The sequence below is a fragment of the Nocardia sp. NPDC049190 genome, assembly GCF_040648115.1.
Taxonomy (GTDB): Bacteria; Actinomycetota; Actinomycetes; order Mycobacteriales; family Mycobacteriaceae; genus Nocardia.
Genome location: NZ_JBEZDE010000037.1, coordinates 19,436 through 37,961, shown reverse-complemented (window position 1 = coordinate 37,961; position 18,526 = coordinate 19,436). Strand labels below are relative to the sequence as shown.

General features: G+C 66.7%; 15 protein-coding genes. 4 read left to right on the top strand and 11 right to left on the bottom strand.

Going from position 1 to position 18,526, the window contains the following annotated elements:
• Nucleotides 1-50: 50 nt before the first annotated feature.
• Nucleotides 51-266 carry a hypothetical protein gene (locus AB0B25_RS25910; protein ID WP_357184433.1) on the bottom strand — a complete coding sequence of 72 codons (216 nt, stop codon included), beginning with the start codon at nt 264-266 and terminating at the stop codon, nt 51-53.
• A 1,727-nt stretch (nt 267-1,993) separates the two neighbouring features.
• Nucleotides 1,994-2,629: a BTAD domain-containing putative transcriptional regulator gene (locus AB0B25_RS25905; protein ID WP_357184429.1), complete on the bottom strand. Its 636-nt coding sequence runs from the start codon at nt 2,627-2,629 to the stop codon at nt 1,994-1,996.
• Nucleotides 2,630-3,236: 607 nt separating this feature from the next.
• Between AB0B25_RS25905 and AB0B25_RS25900 the strand changes: the two genes are divergently transcribed.
• Together AB0B25_RS25900 and AB0B25_RS25895 are read left to right on the top strand one after the other, a co-directional pair.
• On the top strand, nt 3,237-3,872 hold the full coding sequence (locus tag AB0B25_RS25900; protein WP_357184426.1) for a GNAT family N-acetyltransferase: 636 nt from the start codon (nt 3,237-3,239) through the stop codon (nt 3,870-3,872).
• A 236-nt stretch (nt 3,873-4,108) separates the two neighbouring features.
• Nucleotides 4,109-5,287: a cytochrome P450 gene (locus tag AB0B25_RS25895; protein ID WP_357184423.1), complete on the top strand. Its 1,179-nt coding sequence runs from the start codon at nt 4,109-4,111 to the stop codon at nt 5,285-5,287.
• 408 nt (nt 5,288-5,695) lie between these two features.
• Here AB0B25_RS25895 and AB0B25_RS25890 read toward each other — a convergent pair whose 3' ends face one another.
• The 8 genes from AB0B25_RS25890 to AB0B25_RS25855 all read right to left on the bottom strand — a co-directional run bounded on the left by AB0B25_RS25890 (nt 5,696) and on the right by AB0B25_RS25855 (nt 15,144).
• Complete coding sequence (locus AB0B25_RS25890; protein WP_357184421.1) at nt 5,696-6,895, bottom strand: lipase family protein; 1,200 nt, start codon at nt 6,893-6,895, stop codon at nt 5,696-5,698.
• A 578-nt stretch (nt 6,896-7,473) separates the two neighbouring features.
• Nucleotides 7,474-8,463 carry an Lrp/AsnC family transcriptional regulator gene (locus tag AB0B25_RS25885; RefSeq protein WP_357184418.1) on the bottom strand — a complete coding sequence of 330 codons (990 nt, stop codon included), beginning with the start codon at nt 8,461-8,463 and terminating at the stop codon, nt 7,474-7,476.
• Nucleotides 8,456-9,298, bottom strand: a complete 843-nt coding sequence (locus tag AB0B25_RS25880; RefSeq protein WP_357184415.1) for an alpha/beta hydrolase — start codon at nt 9,296-9,298, stop codon at nt 8,456-8,458. The genes AB0B25_RS25885 and AB0B25_RS25880 overlap by 8 nt, the downstream gene beginning before the upstream one ends.
• Nucleotides 9,299-9,323: 25 nt before the next feature.
• Entirely contained in the window at nt 9,324-10,490 is a 1,167-nt protein-coding gene (locus AB0B25_RS25875) for a Xaa-Pro peptidase family protein (RefSeq protein WP_357184412.1), read from the bottom strand.
• 3 nt (nt 10,491-10,493) lie between these two features.
• A complete protein-coding gene (locus AB0B25_RS25870) occupies nt 10,494-11,384 on the bottom strand; it encodes an ABC transporter permease (protein WP_357184409.1) in 891 nt (296 codons plus the stop codon).
• Nucleotides 11,381-12,346 carry an ABC transporter permease gene (locus AB0B25_RS25865; protein WP_357184406.1) on the bottom strand — a complete coding sequence of 322 codons (966 nt, stop codon included), beginning with the start codon at nt 12,344-12,346 and terminating at the stop codon, nt 11,381-11,383. Before AB0B25_RS25865 ends, AB0B25_RS25870 begins: the two co-directional genes overlap by 4 nt.
• Nucleotides 12,347-12,351: 5 nt before the next feature.
• Nucleotides 12,352-13,935, bottom strand: coding sequence for an ABC transporter substrate-binding protein (locus AB0B25_RS25860; RefSeq protein ID WP_357184403.1), 1,584 nt, complete (start codon nt 13,933-13,935; stop codon nt 12,352-12,354).
• Nucleotides 13,936-15,144 carry a membrane dipeptidase gene (locus AB0B25_RS25855; RefSeq protein ID WP_357184400.1) on the bottom strand — a complete coding sequence of 403 codons (1,209 nt, stop codon included), beginning with the start codon at nt 15,142-15,144 and terminating at the stop codon, nt 13,936-13,938.
• 245 nt (nt 15,145-15,389) lie between these two features.
• Between AB0B25_RS25855 and AB0B25_RS25850 the strand changes: the two genes are divergently transcribed.
• Both AB0B25_RS25850 and AB0B25_RS25845 read left to right on the top strand, forming a co-directional pair.
• Nucleotides 15,390-16,391: an ABC transporter ATP-binding protein gene (locus AB0B25_RS25850; RefSeq protein ID WP_357184397.1), complete on the top strand. Its 1,002-nt coding sequence runs from the start codon at nt 15,390-15,392 to the stop codon at nt 16,389-16,391.
• Nucleotides 16,372-17,418: an oligopeptide/dipeptide ABC transporter ATP-binding protein gene (locus tag AB0B25_RS25845; protein WP_357184394.1), complete on the top strand. Its 1,047-nt coding sequence runs from the start codon at nt 16,372-16,374 to the stop codon at nt 17,416-17,418. The genes AB0B25_RS25850 and AB0B25_RS25845 overlap by 20 nt, the downstream gene beginning before the upstream one ends.
• 239 nt (nt 17,419-17,657) lie before the next feature.
• Here AB0B25_RS25845 and AB0B25_RS25840 read toward each other — a convergent pair whose 3' ends face one another.
• On the bottom strand, nt 17,658-18,269 hold the full coding sequence (locus AB0B25_RS25840; protein ID WP_357184391.1) for a GntR family transcriptional regulator: 612 nt from the start codon (nt 18,267-18,269) through the stop codon (nt 17,658-17,660).
• Nucleotides 18,270-18,526 lie beyond the last annotated feature (257 nt).

Sequence of the window (18,526 nt, the reverse complement as noted above, 5' to 3'; positions counted from 1 at the left end):
CATGTGTGATGTCGCTTGGAAGCGGCTTGGAATCCGGTAACCGGGACGAGTCAGTCGGGCAGCGCCGCCGTCGCCTCGGCCAGCCAGTGCGGCGACCCCCACCGACGGGCCACCGTGGCCGCCAGCGTGAAATGCCACGCCGCCTCCTCGGTTTGGCCCAGGAGCCGGAACAGCTCCCCGAGCGTCAGCGCGACCGGCCGCACCACGGCTGCGGTCGTGGAGAAACCAGCCAGTTGATCATGTACCGGGAGCAGCGCGTCGATCACGGGCTGGGCCAGGTCCGGTCGACCCACTGCCACGATGACCATCGCCCGTACGCTCAGCAGCGACGACTCGAAGTAGTCGGGGTGGTAGGTGTGCCGCCCCGATCGGCATCGCCCGGGCCTCGTCCACCCGGCCGCTCTCGATCAGCGCCAGTGCCAGCAGGTCGTCCACGATCGGCCCCAACAACGGGCGCACCCGTCGGGTCGGTTCCAGGTGCTCACCGAAACGCCGCTGGCTGATCAGCAGGGTCGCCACGGCGAAATAGTGGAAAGCCTCGACATGCAGCGAACCCTGTCGCCGCATCTGCTCGGCAACCTCATCGTAGTGCCGCCGCGCGGTGACGAAATCGCCGAAGATGTGCGCGAGTGCGCCCAGTGAGCACAGGTGGATCACCTGGGCCTCGTTCAGCTGGTATGTCTCGGCTAGCCACCCCTGCCGGGCGACACTGTCGCGTAACTCGTCTGGCTCGTTGAGCGCGGCGGCGGCGTGGCCGAGCACCTGCTCGGCGACCCAGCGGTAGGTCACCAGCCCGTGCTCGTCGGCGAGGCCGCGCAGCTCCAGGGCCAGCTCCCGGCGCTGCGGTGCCTCCAGCTCATAGCTCATGGTGCGGATCCGGGCGGCCAACCCGAGGGCACGCAGCTCGGGATCGTCCAGCCGCTGGGAGATCGCCAGCGCCTCCAGCCCGGCCGCCGCACCGCGCGGGTCCGATTCGCCGTCCAGCTCGGCGGCGAGTGCGTCGAGCAGACGGCAGCGGGTCACCGGCTCCAGGTCGCCGACACGCAGCAGCCGGGTGAGCAACTCGACGACCAGGTGGTCCACGACGCCGTACTCGTGCGTCAGCCACGGGGTGGGGACGGTCCACGCGGTGAACGCTGTGATCAGCAGGTCGTCCCGGCCCAACGTGGTGGCGACGTCGATCGCCCGGGTGCGGGTCTGCTGGGCGGCTGCCACGGCACCAGCCCGAGCCTGGGCGCGCAACAGCCGACCGAGCAGGTCGACCCGCAGCGCGTCGCGATCCCCAGGTACCGTCGCGGCGGCGTCGACGGCGTTGCTGAGCAGCTCGATCGCGGTGTCGTACGCGTACCGCCGCTCGGCCAGTTCGGCGGCGCGGACGGCGTAGTCGACGGCGAGCGGTGCGGTATCGGCCGACGCGGCGCGGGTGTAGTGGTGGGCCAGGGCCGGGTAGTCGTCGGGACTCATCCGACGGGTGGCGGCGGCGATCTGGGCGTGCAGGCGGGTCCGACGAAGCTGTGGCAGGTCGGCGTAGATGGTGTCGCGGACCAGGCCGTGCACGAACCGCACCCGCCCCGGCGCCGGTTCGATGAGCAGGCCGGCGGTCAGCCCCGCCTCCAGCGCCTGGAGAACGGTGTCCTCGTCGGTGCCGGCGGCGTCGACAAGCGTCCGGACGTCCGCCTCCCGCCCGACCGTCGCGGTGAGCCGCAACACCGAGACCGTCGCCGACGGCAGGCGGAGGAGCCGGCGGCGCAGCACGTCACGTACGCCTTCTGGTACGTCGGAAGTGGCGACGAGGGTGCCCTCGGCGGCGAGCAGCCGAGCCGACTCCCGGACATAGAACGGGTTGCCGCCAGTCCGCTCGGCCAGTGCGGCCACCGTGTCCGGATCGACCGTGGTCCGGGCCAACGCCCCGAGCAGCCGTTCGACCTCGGACGTGGTCAGACCGCCCAGCTGGATCCGGTGGGGTGACCGGCGGGCTAGGACGGCCATCGTATCAGCGAGCCGCTCCCGGTTGTCGGCGGGCCGCGGCGCCGCGACGAACAGCACGGCGCCAACAGTCATGTCGGTGACGCTGTTCAACAGGAGCAGCGTCTCGGCGTCCGCGGCGTGCAGGTCGTCGAGGACCACGGCGACCGGTTTGTGGGCCGCAGCGGCGTCCATCCGCTACCGCCTCGGCCGCATCGCCGCCGCGCACGGTGACGTCGAGCAGCGGCTCCCTGGCGCCGAGCCGCAGTTCCTCCAGCCGCATCATCTCTGGCTGCGCCCACGGCTCTCCGACGAACTCGGCGTACGCGGGACCACGCCACAAATCGAGCCCGCTGCGCAGCAGCACGCGTGCGCGCCCCGGATCGGTGGAGCTGACCGCGCGTGCCTCGGCCAGTAGCGTCTCGAACCGACCGGCGTCGACGGCGTCGGCGGGCATCCGGAGCGCGTAACCGCGTGCCACGGTGACCAGTACTCGCGCCGGTGCGCGGCGCTCGCGTGCCGGCTCCAGCACGCGGCGCGGGTGCGAGACGTACACCTGGAGGGAGACGACCGCCCGCGTCGGCGCGTCGCCCCACCACAGTTCCTCGACCATCCGACTGACGGAGACCACCTCGCCTCGGGCCGCCAGCAGTAGCGCGAGCACAGCGCGTTGGCGGGGGCCGCCGAGGTCGACCGGTCCGCCTGTGTCGACTCGACCTCTAGCGGACCGAGCACCCGTAGCTGCATGACCGGCCCAATCGTAGATGATTGGGTCCGTTCGTCCAGCGAACAGAAGGACGCCGCTGTAGGTGATTGATGTTCATTGGCTCGTCGTTGCCCTTGCCCCCGGCGGGGTGAACCTGACCGATGACGGCACTCTTGCCCGTCATTCCGTCGTTCTCTGAACTCACCGTCACCGGTAATGACGGACGGTTCCCGGCACGCCGGGAACGCCGCTGGGGAACGTCGAGCTACCCGCCGCAGCGAACGGTGGTGCACAGCATCCGCCCAGTCGACACCAAAGGGCGCCGGTCGACAAGGCCGTCCTGACGGCCTCGGAATGGCGGCCCAGTGACCCGCTGTGGTGGCGGATCACCGGCGGGTTGATCGTGATACCCGCCCCAAGACAGCCGCCCCGGCGTCACCGAACACAGCCACCTGGCCCTGCCCGCCGCGTCCTCTATCGCGCGGTGAACCGGTCGATGCCGGCCGGAGGCGATCGAATTGCGGGGGTCGGCGTGTGCCTGCGGTACTCGGAAATGGAAGTGGTAATGGTGGTGACACCGGGCCGATATCCTGTGCATATTGTGGGGAGGCTGACCATGGACGATGCTCTGCAAATACCGCGTCTGAGAGCCACCGCAGACTTGGAACTCCGTCCATGGTCGTTGTCCGCGGCAGACCTCGAGCTTGTCAGGGAAGCCTATGCCGACGACCTGATTCCTATGACCACGGTGTCGGCGCCCTTCACGCGCGAGGCCGCAACGCGGTTTGTCGAACGCCAGTGGCAACGAGCGACCGATCGAGCCGGATACCCGATGGTGATCGTCCGGCGGCGGGACAACACACCAGTGGGAAGTATCGGCCTGTGGTTGAAGGATATCGACGAAGGCCGCGCATCACTCGGCTACTGGGTGGTCCGCTCTGCTCGCGGCCATGGCATCGCCGCGCATGCTCTGGCGGCAATGGCTACCTGGGCGCTGGAAGAGCTGCATATCCCACGGCTCCAGCTCTATGTGGAACCGTGGAACCGCGCTTCGATCCGCACTGCGGAGAGCGCCGGTTTCGAATGCGAAGGGCTCCTCAGATCGTGGCAGAAGGTCGGCAATCGACGCCGCGACATGTTCATGTACGCGCGCCTGGCGACGGGAACTCTCGCCGAGGCGGATCGGGTTGGCACCGGTTAGACCTCAATGACCGGTTGCCAGCGGTCGCGGGTGATCGTGGGCCGATATCACTGCTTGCACGGTGTTCGACAGGCCCCGGCGGTGCCGGGGTACTCGCCTCGCGGTCGACCTCTACGGCCTCGCTTGCGAAATTACTCGAGACTATGCTTGATCTGCGTTTGTACGCACAGCCAGTGGATAGATCCGCTCGAAAACATCTGATGAATTGCTCACCCTCTCGATGAGAGGACCGTCCGATGGGTTTTGCAGAGATGCGCCGGTTCCGGCGTGATCCGTTGGGTTTCCTCGAGAATCTGCGCCGGACCAGCCCGGTAGAGGTGTTCGGGCTGCCGTGGGGCGGGTGGTGTGTCGGAGATACGGGTCTAGCGCTGACGGTGTTGAGTGACCGCGCTTTCAATACGGGGAAGTCCGGTTTCTTCGGTTCTATGCTGCCTTCGCGGTCTGCTCAGGTCGATTTCGGCCGCGCGGTGCGCGCGATGCTGCGGACGCATACGCCCGCGTATCGCGAGTCCCTGGCGGCGGCGGTAATCGAAATGCCCTCCGTCACCCGCTGGCCCGCGGCGGGGGTCGAGCTGGTGTATCGGTGCACCGCGGACGTGTTGCTGCACCCCGATGGTTCTCCCGAGTTGCGGCAGCTACTGGAGCGAAATGCGCGTGTGGGGGCGCTTCGCCCGGCCCGAATGGCGCAGCGGGCGCGGGCGCAGCTGCTGCGCGCCAAGCTGTCCACCGCGCTGGACGAGCAGATCCGAGACCGGCGCAGCGCCACCGGCCGCACTGCGGACGCCGAACCACGGGATCTGCTCGATGCCGTGATCGGTGCCTGTCCGGACGGCGTCGCCGATACAACGGTGGCGCAGCTGTATGTGCTGATGTTCCGGTCCATTGTGGGACCGCTGGGCTACTCGCTCGCGTGGTCGGTGCTGCTGGGCAGTCTCCACTCTCCCGGCTCACCATGGCCTTGGCCCGTCGACTGGGTGGTACGTGAGGCCCTGCGGCACCGGCCGGTCTCCTGGATGGTCAGTCGTCCCGTCCCCTGTCCCGCGGAATTCGGGAGGATCGCCTTCCAGACCGGCGACTTGCTGTCCGTCAGCCCCTATCTGCTCCATCACGACAACAAGCACTGGACCAGGCCAGGGGCATTCCAACCCGACCGCTGGATTCGACCGAGCGAACACGGCCCATTTGTGCCCTTCAGTTACGGCCCCTTCACCTGTGCCGGCGCCGCGGTCGCCCACGATCTGGTCACCGATGCAGCCACCACCCTCATCGAGAACACCTCCCTGCGGGTCATCGGCGGCGGTGATACCCGCCCGATCGTGACCAATGCCGCGACCCCCAGGCCGTTCACCCTGCGGCGTACCCCCACAAGCCCTGTCCACGCCCGACCGAGCTCCAGGAAGGAGGTGACATCATGATCAAGGCATTGCGGTTCATCATCACCAACAAGCCGACCCGTACCTGGAACCCCGCTGAATACGGATGATTCTGCTACCGGCTGGATGGCTCGACCAACGCCAACCAGCTCCAGGTCATCGGTGGCGCCCCCGATGATATTCGTGTCCACCGGGGTTGTGGGAGTGAATGAAACGTCCCGAGATCCCCAACCTGTATGGCGGTGATTCGGGGACACCATCGTGATGGGACAAGATCGTCGACTACGTCGAGGGCGCGGTGTGGCCCAACGCTGAACCGACACCGCGTATCGAGCGGTTCTCAGCTGCTCGCAGCCGTGAAGCGTATCGACCCGAGTACTCCGTTCGCCGAGCAACTCGCCGCGGCGAGGCCGGGTGGTGTCATCCGGTCCAGAGGCTGTGCGCGCTGCGCTATCGGGTCGTAGAGATACCAGCCGCAGCCATCCATCGGTCGATGGCCTGCATGCCCTCAGGCGCCATGGCGCAGGTCACATGCTCGCCGCAGTGGAGAACGTCGACTGTGCTGTTCACGCCTCTGGCCGCCCATTCGGCGGAGAGTTTCTCGACGCCGCTGATCGGTATGAATTCATCCTCCGCGCCGTGCCAGAAGAAGATCGGGATGTTCGGTGTCAATTGTCCTGGCGTGGTGTCCTGGAAGATCCGATCGGCGAGATCGGTTTTGTAGAGCGAGCCGTCGGTAAGGGCGGTCAGTTTTATGGGTACGGCGCCCGCGGCCATCGCGGTGTATACGCAAGAATTCCTGAATTGCCTGGCCAGCTCGGCGCCGATCGGGTTCAACTGCTGTAGCGCGCCGGGGGTGGCACGCGCCAGGCCGAGCGCGCCGAACAGATAGAAGCCACTGGCGGCGAATTTTCCGTCCATCGGCCCTCGCAGTTGGTCCAGGTCGGTCGGCGCGCCGCCGGGCGCGGCGCCGATCAGATGCAGGTCCGGTGCGTATGTCGGCGCGAGTTGCGCCGCCCACACCGTGGCGATACCGCCGCCGCTGTAACCCAGCAGCGCAACCGGGCCCGACAGATTCGCAGCCGACAGGCGCAGTGCCGCGCGAATTCCGTCCAGGACGGCGCGCCCCTCGGTCGGGCCGTGTGCGTAGGCCATCCGCGGGCCCTCGTAATCGCTGATCACCAGGGCGTATCCCCGGCTCAACAGGGTTGGGCCGACCGGAGGAATCTCGGTGAAGTCGCCGTGGGTCATCTGATAGGACGGATTACACCGCACGCCGAGACCGTCGATCGCGAAGTTGTTGGCGATGATCCCACCGTTCCAGCGCGCCGGCTTCAGCACGGTGACGATGGTGGCGGACGGGGAGCCGTCGCCCGCAGTGGTCTTGTACCACGCCTGCCATGCTCGGACATCGCCGTTGTCGGGGAGCGGGACACTGATATCGGCATTAATCGGACGAGACGAAAGAATGGTGCCGTTCGGCATCGCATTCGTCACAGGGAATTTCTGATCGAGATAGGGATCTCCGGTCGGATCGGGCAGAAACTGCCCCTCATCGATCTCGGTATGCGCTCGACCTATCAGGTCGTTTTCCGCGATCGCCGGGATGTTCACCGATAAAAATATCGCTGCCGCCGCAGCCGCGATCATACCGGCTCGTGATATCTGACGCATGCTCGATTGATACCTCCACGGTGCAGCCCGAGGCGACCGGTGAGCTATCTGCAGGTCGAACCTGCCGGGCTTCTACGAGTTGTTTCAAACAATGAAAGAGATCAAAATCGGTGGAATCATATGTGGAATAGGTACGCCGGGAAGACGATGTGTGCCGGAAAACAATCGAGAGACTATCCGACAGCCAGCCGATCGGGCAACCAAACCGATCGGTACTGTATGATTTGTCACATCATTGATCGAATTGAATAGCGTGGAATGCAGGAGTTCTCTTCGGTCGAGGTGAGGCAAAGCGCAGCGGCGCAGGGACTGATCGCGCCCACATCATGCCGGGCGTGTGGTGATTGTCGATCGGGTCGGATCGGGCATGATCCACGCTCAACGGCGGTGTCGGCGGCTGGGTCGCGCACGCGAATTGCGGAACGCGAGAACCGCCCCGCGATCCGAGACATCAACGAACGAGCTGCGCGCTATTGCGGACAAGTTGCTCGGCGATCTCCGCGACGAGACAGCGGCAAGAAGAGTCGACAGTTCAATTTCACTGTCGACGTCGCTCACAGTTGGGTGCCCTCGAGACTCTCCCTCCACCAAGGCGTCTCGACGAACCCACGGCGGAGGACGAGCAGCACCACACTCGCGGTCCAGCCCTGCACCCCTTCCAGCCGGCCGAGCGTGTTGGTGGTGAAATCGAACAGATCCTGCGTGCTCGGCAGGATCAACTCGCACATCAACGCGTTGCTGCTCAGCATCGCGGCGACGTACCGCACGCCCCGGTAGCGGGAGAGGGTGCGCGCCACCGAGTCGAGGAACGGGGGTGAGACCGTGATGCTGAGGATGATCTCCGACTCGAATCCCAGCGCTGGCGCCGGGACCAGCGTGGTTACCAGGATGCAGCCGCGGCTCAGGAGCGTCTCGAACCGACGGCGGACGGTGCTCTCGTTGAGCCCCACCTCGGCAGCCACGGTCCGGAAGCTGGAGCGGCCGTCCTCGCGCATCAGCTCGACAATCTGACGGTCCGCCGAATCGAAGTGGCTGGGATCGCACTGGTGCGCCTCCGCCACCTGCTCCGGCGGGACGTCACTGAGCAGTTGCCGGCTCCAGTCGTGCGCCACTTTGTACACGTGCAGGGTCAGGTCGGTGTCGCAACGCAGCACGCCCTTGATGGCCAGGATTCCCTCGACGATCCGGCCCTGCAGCGACTCCTCGCGAGGCAGATTCAGCTCGGCCAGGATGTCGTACGCGCCGGTCACCAGGCCGAGGAAACGCAGATTGGTGTGCTGGACCAACTCGGTCAGCACCTCCATCTGGGTGCCTGGCGCGCAGGTGATCCGGAGGACGAACAGATCCGCTCCGGCGTGGTGGGTGCTGGGGACCACCGCGACCCGGACCACCCCGTCGCGTAGCAACTGCTGGCCGCGGCGAGCCACGGTCGCGACCGAACTGCCGGAGAGTTCCGCGATCTCCGTCCAGCTGGCTCGACCGTCGCCCTGCAACGCGGCGATGATCCGCCGATCGAGGTCGCCCAGGTGGTCGGTACTAGTCATCGGCGCCGACCTCGTGAAGGAAGTCTCGCACCACCTGTCGCCACTGCTCTGCCTCCTCGATCTGCGGTGAGTGCCCGGACTTTTCGAACACGACGAGCCTAGCGTCCGGAATCAGGGATGCGATGATCTCACTGCTCGCCACCGGCGTGATCCAGTCATGTCGGCCGACGGTGACGAGGGTCGGGCAGGTGATCCGGGACAGCAGCGGCTTGATGTCGTAGTTCGGCATGTTGACCGCGAACGCGTGGTTGTGCGTCTGGTACCGGTACGGCGTTGCCTCGACCCGCTCGGCCACCTTTGCCGGGTCGTACACGTGGTCATAGAGCGGCAGAATTTCTCGCCAGCAGTCGCGCAGGTCCTCGTCGTCGCGGGTCTGTCCGGTGTTGATTCGGTCTAGCTTGGCCAAGTCGATGGTGACCCGAGTTGAGGTCTCGGCGTTGTGGCGGGCCGCCTTGTCATTCTCGTGGTCGGCCGAGGTGTCGCGCAGGACGAGCGCACGCACCCGCTCCGGGTGACGGATCGCGTACTCCATCGAGATGAACCCGCCGTACGAGCCGCCGGCCATGACGAACCTGTCCACCCCGGCCCATTCGCGCAGCGCGTCCACGTCGGCCACCCACTGCTCATGGCTGAACGGCGGCCGCCCCTCGCTGACGCCGGATCCGCGGGCGTCGAAAGTGATCACTCGGAAGGTGTCCGCGAACGGGCTGAAAGTGGCGCGCGGTTCGGACCGCGAACCAAGGCCCGGCGCACCGTGATGGGTGATCATGACCGGGGCGTCATCCGGGCCGAAGACCTCGACCTCGAGTTCGTTGCCGTTGATGGTGAGCCGCACAGAACTTCCTTCTTCCTAGAGCTTCCTAGAGCGCGACGACGACGTCGTCGAGGGAGCGGGGGTACGCGGTGAACGGTCGGGCGCCGTCCTCCGTGATCAGCATCGAATCGGAGATGCGGTAGCCCCCGTGGCCCGGCACGTAGATGCCCGGCTCGTTGGAGACGATCATGCCGACGGCCAGCGGGGTGTCGTCGCCGTCGGAGAGCCACGGTGGCTCGTGCATGCCTAGGCCGATGCCGTGGCCCTGCCGGTGGCGCAGAAATTCCGCCAGTCCGGCGGTCCGGATCACGTCCAGGCACTCCTTGTTCGCCTGGGCGCAGGGCACGCCGGGGCGCAGCGCCTCGCCGCCGATCTGCTGGGCCTGCCTTACCGCCTCGTAGTAGCGGCGTTGCTCGGCGGTGGGCTCGCCGAGGATGAACGTGCGCTCCCCCTCGACGAACCGGCCGCCGACCGCGCAGCCGAGGGAGAGCATGAACACGTCGCCAGGGCGCAGCCGGTAACCCGAGGGCAGCGCGTGCGGGCGGGCGCTGTTCGGCCCGGCGTAGACCAACCCGCCGGCCAGCGGCGAGACCACCACCACGTCGGCGTGCTCGGCGTACATCGTGTGGGTGCCGACCCCGGTGATGTGGCCGGCCAGCTCGGCCTCGCTGGGTAGGTCACCGCCGGCGGCCAGCGCATCCTCGATCAGGGTGCGGCCGGCGGCCAACATCAGGTCGGTGATCCGGGCCGCCTCGGTATGCAGGGCGATCTCCTCCGGTCGCTTGCGTAGCCGGGTCCGGGTGAGCAGGTCGGTACGGACCAGGGTGGCGCCCGGGAAGGCCGTGGTCACCTCGGCCAACCGGTCCACACTCATGCTGCCCGCGTAGCCGATCCGGCCAGCCACCCGATCGAGGTAGGTGAACGGTGGGTGGAGCCCGGGGAACTCCGGGTAGGCGACCAGCTCGGCCATGGTGTGCTGCGCCTCGGCGTGCTCCCGCTCCAGTTCAGGCAGGAGCAGCCGGGTGCTCCCGTTGACCGGGAGCAGCACCGCCACCGGCCGCTCGCCGGGGTGGTGGAAGAACCCGGTCAGGTAGGCGACATCCGACGGATCGTCGGCGAGTATCGCGTCCAAGCCCAGCCGGGTCAACTCGCCACGGAGGTCGTCTTGCAGAGCGGTGTAGAAGGTGGTGGGCAGCCGTTGAGTGTCCAGCATGGACTAGTCCTCCCGGGTACGAGGATTGCGGGCGTCGTTGTACGCGATCGAAATCAAGGTCGCCGACACCACCAGGGCGAGCATGGCCAGCGACGGGAACAGAGTGGTCCACCAGGCGCTGGACATCGCCCCGGACTGCTGTGCCTCGTAGAGGATCCGTCCCCAGGACCAGCTGGTCGGGTCGCCGAGGCCGAGGAAGGCCAGGCCGGCCGCGGAGAGTACGGCCCGGGAGGCGGTCAATACCACGGAGACCACGATCACTGGGGCGACCGCGGGCAGCAGATGCTTACGGATGATCCAGACGGGCGACCCGCCGGTGAGCCGGGCCGCGTCCATGTACGGCAGTTGGACTTCCGACAACGCCTGGGAACGGACCACCCGGGTCACCTCGGGCCAGGAGAAGAACGCGATGACCAGCACGACGGTGACCAGACTCGGGCCGGCCAGCGCCGCGACCAGGATCATCAGCGGCAGCACCGGCAGCGACAGGCAGAGGTCGACCACGGTGCCGATCATCGTGTCGGCTTTCGGGAAGTAGGCGCCGAGCACCGCGATCAGCACGCCGAGCATGATCGCCAGCGCGGAGGACAGCGCAGCGACCACGATGCTGATCCTGGTCCCCCAGACCACCTCGGCGAAGATGTCTCGGCCGAGGTTGTCCGTACCGAACCAGTGTGCGCCGGAGGGCGGGTGCAGCACCTGGTCGCCGTACCCGGACGGGAAGTCCGCTATCAGCGGCGCGCAGACGCCGACGATCAGCAGCAGGGCCAGGATCCCGGCCGCGATCAGACCGATCGGGTTGCGTCGAAAGGCCGACCAGGTGGCCCCGGCGGCGGACACTTGGTCGGTGGCGAACGTCTCCAGCGGCTCGGCGGTGACACCGGTGGCGGTCATGTGGTTCTCACTCTCGGGTCGAGCAGGCCATACGCCAGGTCGGTCAGCACGTTGGCGACCACCACGGCGGCGGCGAGCAGTACGAACGCGCCCTGGAGGACCGGGAAGTCGAGCTGGGTGACCGCCTCGTAGATGCCCCGACCGATCCCCGGGTAGGCGAAGACGGTCTCGGTCAGCACCGCCCCGCCGACCAGGAAGCCCAGCTGCAGCCCGACCAGCGTGGTGGTGGGCAGCAGCGCGTTGCGCAGCCCGTGTTTCCAGACCACTTTCCGGTTCGGCAGTCCCTTGGCCCGGGCCAGTACGCAGTAGTCCTCGCCGAGTGATCCGATCAGGGTGGAGCGCAGGGTCAGTACGTACGAGCCGAGCTGCACCAGAACCAAGCTGAAACAGGGCAAGATCAGGTGCGCTAGGACGTCGCCGTACCACGCCGCGCCGTAGACCCCGGGACTGTAGGCGCCACCGATAGGTAACCAGTGAAACTGCAGCCCGAACACGAACAGCAGGGAGATGCCCACGCTCGGGACGAACAGCGACTGGCCGGTCACCCCGCCGACCTGGACCAGTCGGTCCAGCACGCCGTGCGGGCGGGTCGCCGCAATCACCCCGAGCGGGATGCCGACGGCGACCGTCACCAGCAGTGACGTGATGGTCAACAGCAGGGTCCACGGCAGGCGCCCCATGAGCACATCCGTGACCGAGATCTGCTGAGTGAACGAGATCCCCAGGTTGCCGTGCAGCAACTGCCACAGATACTTGCCGTACTGGGCGAGCAGCGGCTGGTCCAGACCGTACTGCTGCAGCAGGATCTGGCGCGCTTCCGGCGTCATATTCGGACTGGCTACCGCCAGCGCGGGGTCACCCGGCAGCAGCCGGAGCAGGAGGAAGGTAACCGTGGCCGCGAACCACAGGGTCAATACTCCCCTGCCCAGCCTGCGCACCGCGAATCGGACAACCTGGGGCATCGGCGTCAGCTCTTCGTCACGTTGGCCAGCGACTGCGGATCCACCAGGGAGAGCAGTTCACTGGGCTTGATCACGAACCCGGACCACTTGTCGCTGTGCGCGCTGTACAGGTTCTGCATGTACATGACGTTGTCGTAGACGTTGTCGTGCACCAGTTTCGCGGCCTGCTGGATCAACCGCTTCTGCTCGACCTGGTCGGTGGTCGTCTGTGCATTAATGATCAATGCGCTCAGCACTGGGTCGTCGACCTTTCCGTAATTGATCGCGCCCTCGGGCAGGAAGGCCAGCGCCATGTTGGTGGTCGGGTCATCCATGATGGCGAAGTTGCCCGCGTAGATGTCGTAGTCACCGGCTGCCGTCCTGGCCAGGTACGTATTGCGGTCCATACCCTGCAGGTTGATGGTGATGCCGGCCTTGGCCGCGTCGTCCTTGACCATGGTCGCCCACTGGGAGGTGACCGCGTCCTGCAAGGAGTAGATCATCGTCAGCGCGAGGGTCTTGCCGGGTCCGTAGCCGGCCTCGGCGAGCAGTTGTTTCGACAGGTCGGGGTCGAAGCTGTACTCCTGCAGCGACGGGTCGGCAAAGTTCTTCAGCACGGGCGGGATCGGGCTGGAGCCGGTGCTGACCGCTTGACCCTGGAGCACCACCGAACGGATCGCGTTGTAGTCCACCGCGTGTGCCAGGGCCTGCCGGACCATGAGGTTGTCCAGGGGCTTGCGGGTCATGTTGTACGCCATGTGCGCGTACCCGAGGCCCGGCACCTCCTCGACTTTGATCCCGCTGGCTGCCTGCAGGTTCTTCACCTGCGCCGGCGGCAACGCGTTGGCGATCAGGTCAACGTCGCCGTTCTTCAGCGCGAGGATCTCGGTGTTGACGTCCGGGTAGACCCGGTACACGATCTTCGACGCCGTCGGGGTGTTGTTCGGAGCGAACGGGTACGGGGTAACCCGCTCCAGGGTGTAACTCTGCCCCTTGGCGAAGCTGGTCAACTTGTACGGGCCGGCGCTGACCCAGTTGCTGTTGTTGGCGAACGTGGCCACGCTGCCGGCCGGCTCGAAGACGTGCTGCGGGACCACGTTCATCCAGAACCCGGCCTCGCTGACCACGGTCGAGTCCGGGGTCTTGAGCGTCAACTCGACCCGGGTCGGCGACGGCGCCGAGGCGGAGTCGACGTTGACCAGTTGGCCGTAGGTGGTGTTGCCGGCCGGCTTGTCCTTCAGGATGGCGTTGATGGTGTAGGCGACATCGCTGGCGGTGACCGGCTTGCCGTCGCTCCACTTCATGTCGTCGCGAAGTTCGTAGAACCCGGTGCTCGGGTCGCTGTAGCCGAACGACTTGGCCAGGGATGGCTGCTTGGCGCCGTTGGCGTCGATGGTGAGCAACCGCGGATACATCAGGCTGGTGATCCAGTTGTCGGTCCGGCTGTTGCCGACCAACGGGTTGAAGTTGACCACATCGGTGGTGGTCGCGATGGTCAGTACGGCGTCGCTGCCGCTGGCCGAGTTCGACGGGGCGGACGGGCCGCAGGCGGCGACCGCGGACGCCACGACGAGGGCGGCGACCGCGACGAGGGGAAGACGAACACGCATTTAGACCCAGACCTCCTCGAGGACACGGAGGGTGTTACCGCCGACGACCTTACGGATCTCGTCGTCCGAGTAGCCGTGGCTGACCAGCCATCCGATGATGTTGTAGAAGCACTCGGCGGGGTTCTCCAGGCCGTCGACGTACTCCACCTTCGGGTGTTCGACGTGACCGTGCGCCTGAGCGATGGACAGGTTGCTGGAGAACGCGTTGTGCAGACCGACGTGGTCACCGAAGAGGGTATCCGGACCGAACGTCACGTGGTCGATGCCGATCTTGTCGACGAGGTGCGTGAAGTGGTCCATCACCGACTCGAGCGAGTGGCTCGGGTGCGCTGCGGACAGGGTGGTGTGCGGTGCCGCCTCGATCCCGATCACGCCGCCGCGCTCGGCACACGCCTTGATCAGGGCGTCCGGCTTCATCCGGTTGGTCGGCCACACCTCACGGGAACCGCAGTGGGTGATCAGAACCGGCTTCTTGGAGTAGTTGATGACGTCCAGCGCGGTGCGGTCACCGGAATGCGAGATATCGATGGCGAAGCCGAGCTTGTTCATCCGTTCCACGGCCCGCTCGCCGAAGTAGGTCAGGCCGCCGTCGCCCCGCTCCTTGAGCCCGCTGCCGAGGTAGTTGGACTCGGAGTAGGCGATGCCGATCTGCCGTACGCCGAAGCCGTACAGCACGTCGAGCCGGTCCACCTCGTTCTCGATCGGGGTGGCCGCCTCCAGCGCGAAGACGTGGGCCAGCCGGCCGGTCTCGTGCGCGTAGTAGATGTCCTCGAGCGACTCCGCCTTGATGACGTAGTCCTGATGGGCCAGGTCGGCCATCCGGACGCCGAGATCGAAGAGCACGTCCTGGTATTTCCAGCCGGCGTCGCTGGAGATGCAGCACGTGCCGTCCATCCCGTTGTCGAAGACCGCGGTCATGCCGGAACGGGCCAGGCCCTGGTATCCGGTTGGTTCCCGGCCCTGCCGGATGTGCTCGCGGAGCTGGCCCATGTCCTCCGGGAAAATCTGGACATGGTCGTGCAGGGAGATCACGATCTCGTCGGTGAGCAGCCGAACGGTTCGCATCCGCTGGCTGTCCGACAGTTCCAGGCCCTGGTAGGCGGGCACCCGGCTGATCTGTTCGGCGTACTTGAAGACCTTGTAGTCCTTGCCCGGTTCCAGATAGTCGTAGGCGGTGTAGCCGGTGTATCGCTTTGCGCTCTCAAGCATTGATGCTCCCTGTCGGCAGTAGCGCGACGTCAACATTTTGGTGATTCTTGGTGTCATCCATTTCGGCACCCGGTGATGTCGCAATGTTGTCGCCGCCGCCGGTGGTACCAGCAGCGGGGTGACCCATGCAAGGCTTGCAATAATCCGGTGCAGAAGTCAAGATGCAAAAGAGAAATCGGCACCAGAGGTGCTAGATGTGTGATCTACGGGCAGAAACGCCCGAATTATTTACCAGAAGGAAACACATGGGTGACCCTCCCGACTCCGCGTTGCATATCCGCGGCCTTTCGGTCACTTTCGGTACCCGTCGCGGGCCGGTACCGGCGGTCGTCGGCGTCGACCTCGATGTTGCCCCGGGTGAACTGGTGGGGCTGCTCGGCGAATCCGGCTCGGGCAAGTCGGCCGCCGCCCGGGCGATGATGGGACTCTCCGCCCGCAACGCCACGGTCGCCGCCGACCGGATCCAGCTCGGCGGCACCGATCTGCTCGCGCTGCCCGACCGGCAACGCCGGGAGATCCAGGGCAACCGGATGAGCATGGTCTTCCAGGATGCGCTCTCCGCGCTGAACCCGGTGCTGTCCATCGGAGACCAGCTCGGCGAGTTGTTCCGCGAACACCGGAACGCCTCCCGCCGGCAGGCCCGGTCGGCCGTTATCGAGTTGCTCGGTGAGGTCGGCATTCCGGCCCCGGCGAGCCGGGTCGACGACTACCCACACCAGTTCTCCGGCGGCATGCGGCAACGCATCCTGATCGCGATGGCGATCGCACTCCGCCCCGAACTGGTGATCGCCGACGAGCCGACCACCGCACTCGACGTGACCGTCCAGGCCCAGATCCTGGACTTGCTGAACAAGCTGCGCCGCGAACTGAACATGGCGGTACTGCTGATCACCCACGATCTCGGAGTGGTCTCCGAGGTGGCCGACCGGGTGATGGTGATGTACGCCGGTCGGGTGGTGGAGGCGGGCGGCGCCGACGATCTGCTGAGCCAGCCGGCCCACCCCTACACCGAGGCGCTGCTTCGCTCGGTGCCCCAGGTCGAGCAGCGTGGCCAGGACCTGTACGCCATCCCGGGCAGCCCACCCAGCCCGGCGCATCAACCGGCCGGCTGCCCATTCCATCCCCGGTGCGCGATGGTCATCGACCGCTGCCGGACCGAACGTCCCGAGCTGACCGTCGTCTCCGCCGGCCGGACCGCGGCTTGTCACCGAACCGAGGAGGTCCGCCATGCCCACGTCACCGGGTGACCTGGTGCTCGACGCCCGAGACCTGCACAAGACGTACAGCACCGGCCGGTCCGGTCTGCGCCGGTCCCGGGTCAGCGCGGTGGACGGGGTGACCCTGCGGCTGCACGCCGGTGAGTCGTTGGGCATTGTCGGCGAATCCGGCTGCGGCAAGTCCACGCTGGCCCGAATGCTGGTCGGCCTGGAAAGGCCGGACTCCGGCAGCATCGAGATCCACGGTAGGGACGTCACCCGGGTCCGGGGGCGCGACCGGCGGCTGCTGCGCCGGCAGGTGCAGATGGTCTTTCAGGACCCGTACACCTCGCTGGACCCCCGGATGAGCGTGCTCGACCTGATCTCCGAACCGCTGGTGGTGCACCAGCGGGTGTCCGGCGGCGCGGCCCGCCGGGACAAGGTCGCCGAACTGCTCAGCCTGGTCAATCTGGCGCCCGAACTGATGCACCGCTATCCGCACCAGTTCTCCGGCGGGCAACGCCAGCGGATCGGCATCGCCCGGGCACTCGCGCTCGATCCCGAGGTGCTGGTCTGCGACGAGCCGGTCTCCGCGCTGGACATGTCGGTCCAGGCGCAGGTGGTCAACCTGCTGCGCGACCTGCAACGGCGGATGGGCATCGCGCTGCTGTTCATCGCCCACGACCTGTCGGTGGTCCGGCATGTGGCGGACCGGACCGCGGTGATGTACCTGGGCCGGCTCGCCGAGATCGGCGACACGACCACGGTGTACGAGGATCCAGCCCACCCGTACACCCGGGCGCTGCTGTCGGCCGCACCGGTAGTGGACCGTAGCCGACGCCGGCTGGCTGATCGGATCATGCTCGCCGGTGACCCGCCCAGCCCGACCAATCCGCCCACCGGCTGCCGATTCCACACCCGCTGCAGGTTCGCCCAGCAGCGGTGCGCCGAGGAGCAGCCGGTGCCGCGCCCGCTCGACTCCGGCCTGGACCGGACCGTAGCTTGCCACTTCGCCGAGGAGATATCGGCCTCGGTGGTACCGCCGACGCAGGTCGGCCGACCGGCGACCGTCAGGTGACGACCCGCACCACGCAACATGGGTCAGCCATGACCACTTCCGTGACGCAGGAACGCTACCGGCGCGGGAAAGCGAATTGTGCGAACGGCCTTTCTGGCGGTAGCGGGCGAGCGGCTGCAGTGTTGTGCGGTGCACTTCGGTCGCCGGAAGGGGTTCGCAGTCGACACAGGCGAGCCTGGTTCGAGCCACGACGTTCCGGAGGATGAGGCGAAAAGCGCGCTCCCACGCCCGATTACGTCTCAGCCGGAACGTCGGACCAGGCTCGCCACTCGCAGATCACGCATCCGTGTCAGATGCGCCGACATTGCGGCAGTGGCGAGTTGGCTGTTGCCCGCGCGTACGGCGTCGAGCACCGCTTCATGTTCCTCGATCGTTCGGTCGACCATCTTCGTCGATGATCGGTTCGGCCGGTATACCGTCAGGAGATCGTCGAGCTGATCCAGTGTCGAAGCGATGACCTCGCTGCGGGCGGCCGCCCGCAGCGCGCGATGGAACTGCTCGTTCAACGCGCTGTGCGTGGCCGGGTCTTGTGCCGCGCGCCGCGCCTCGAGAAGATGTTCGAGCCGTTCGAGGTCGACACTGCCGCGGCGCTCCGCCGCTAAAGCTGCGGCGGTCGTCTCGAGGGGGATACGGGCCTCGTAGATCGCGAGGATTTCCTCCGGCGAGCGCTCCCTGACCACGAACCCGCGTGCCGACCGTTCGATCAGCCGGTCCTGCGCGAGCCTGGCCAGCGCCTCACGCATCGGCGTCCGGGAAACCCCGTATATCTTGCCGAGCGCGGTCTCGAGCAACACCGTCCCCGGCGGGAACCGCCCGCCGAGCAGATCGGATTTCACTCGAAGGTAATGCATATCAGGCGACGATCCACCACCGATGTCCTCCGCGCCCAACCATGCCTCCCACCCGCGCCAATTCCGGCAGCAACACTTTACCCGGCCCCGCACCACGTCGCGGCATCGATTTCAGAGGTTGTTGCGCGGTCGCTGAATACATCCGTGATCACAGCAGGCTGAGTTCTGCCTCGTCCCGCCGCGGACATCGATGCGTTCCTTCGATGCCTTCGAGCAGGTCCGCGCCGAGCTGTCCGTGTGCGTGATGTCCAGTCCTT

What these genes read in the sequence shown, in the direction of transcription:
- AB0B25_RS25900 (WP_357184426.1), top strand. Translation starts at nt 3,237, where the DNA reads ATGGTGGTGACACCGGGCCGATATCCTGTGCATATTGTGGGGAGGCTG.
- AB0B25_RS25895 (WP_357184423.1), top strand. Translation starts at nt 4,109, where the DNA reads ATGGGTTTTGCAGAGATGCGCCGGTTCCGGCGTGATCCGTTGGGTTTC.
- AB0B25_RS25890 (WP_357184421.1), bottom strand. Translation starts at nt 6,895, where the DNA reads ATGATCGCGGCTGCGGCGGCAGCGATATTTTTATCGGTGAACATCCCG.
- AB0B25_RS25885 (WP_357184418.1), bottom strand. Translation starts at nt 8,463, where the DNA reads ATGACTAGTACCGACCACCTGGGCGACCTCGATCGGCGGATCATCGCC.
- AB0B25_RS25875 (WP_357184412.1), bottom strand. Translation starts at nt 10,490, where the DNA reads ATGCTGGACACTCAACGGCTGCCCACCACCTTCTACACCGCTCTGCAA.
- AB0B25_RS25870 (WP_357184409.1), bottom strand. Translation starts at nt 11,384, where the DNA reads ATGACCGCCACCGGTGTCACCGCCGAGCCGCTGGAGACGTTCGCCACC.
- AB0B25_RS25865 (WP_357184406.1), bottom strand. Translation starts at nt 12,346, where the DNA reads ATGCCCCAGGTTGTCCGATTCGCGGTGCGCAGGCTGGGCAGGGGAGTA.
- AB0B25_RS25860 (WP_357184403.1), bottom strand. Translation starts at nt 13,935, where the DNA reads ATGCGTGTTCGTCTTCCCCTCGTCGCGGTCGCCGCCCTCGTCGTGGCG.
- AB0B25_RS25855 (WP_357184400.1), bottom strand. Translation starts at nt 15,144, where the DNA reads ATGCTTGAGAGCGCAAAGCGATACACCGGCTACACCGCCTACGACTAT.
- AB0B25_RS25850 (WP_357184397.1), top strand. Translation starts at nt 15,390, where the DNA reads ATGGGTGACCCTCCCGACTCCGCGTTGCATATCCGCGGCCTTTCGGTC.
- AB0B25_RS25845 (WP_357184394.1), top strand. Translation starts at nt 16,372, where the DNA reads ATGCCCACGTCACCGGGTGACCTGGTGCTCGACGCCCGAGACCTGCAC.
- AB0B25_RS25840 (WP_357184391.1), bottom strand. Translation starts at nt 18,269, where the DNA reads ATGCATTACCTTCGAGTGAAATCCGATCTGCTCGGCGGGCGGTTCCCG.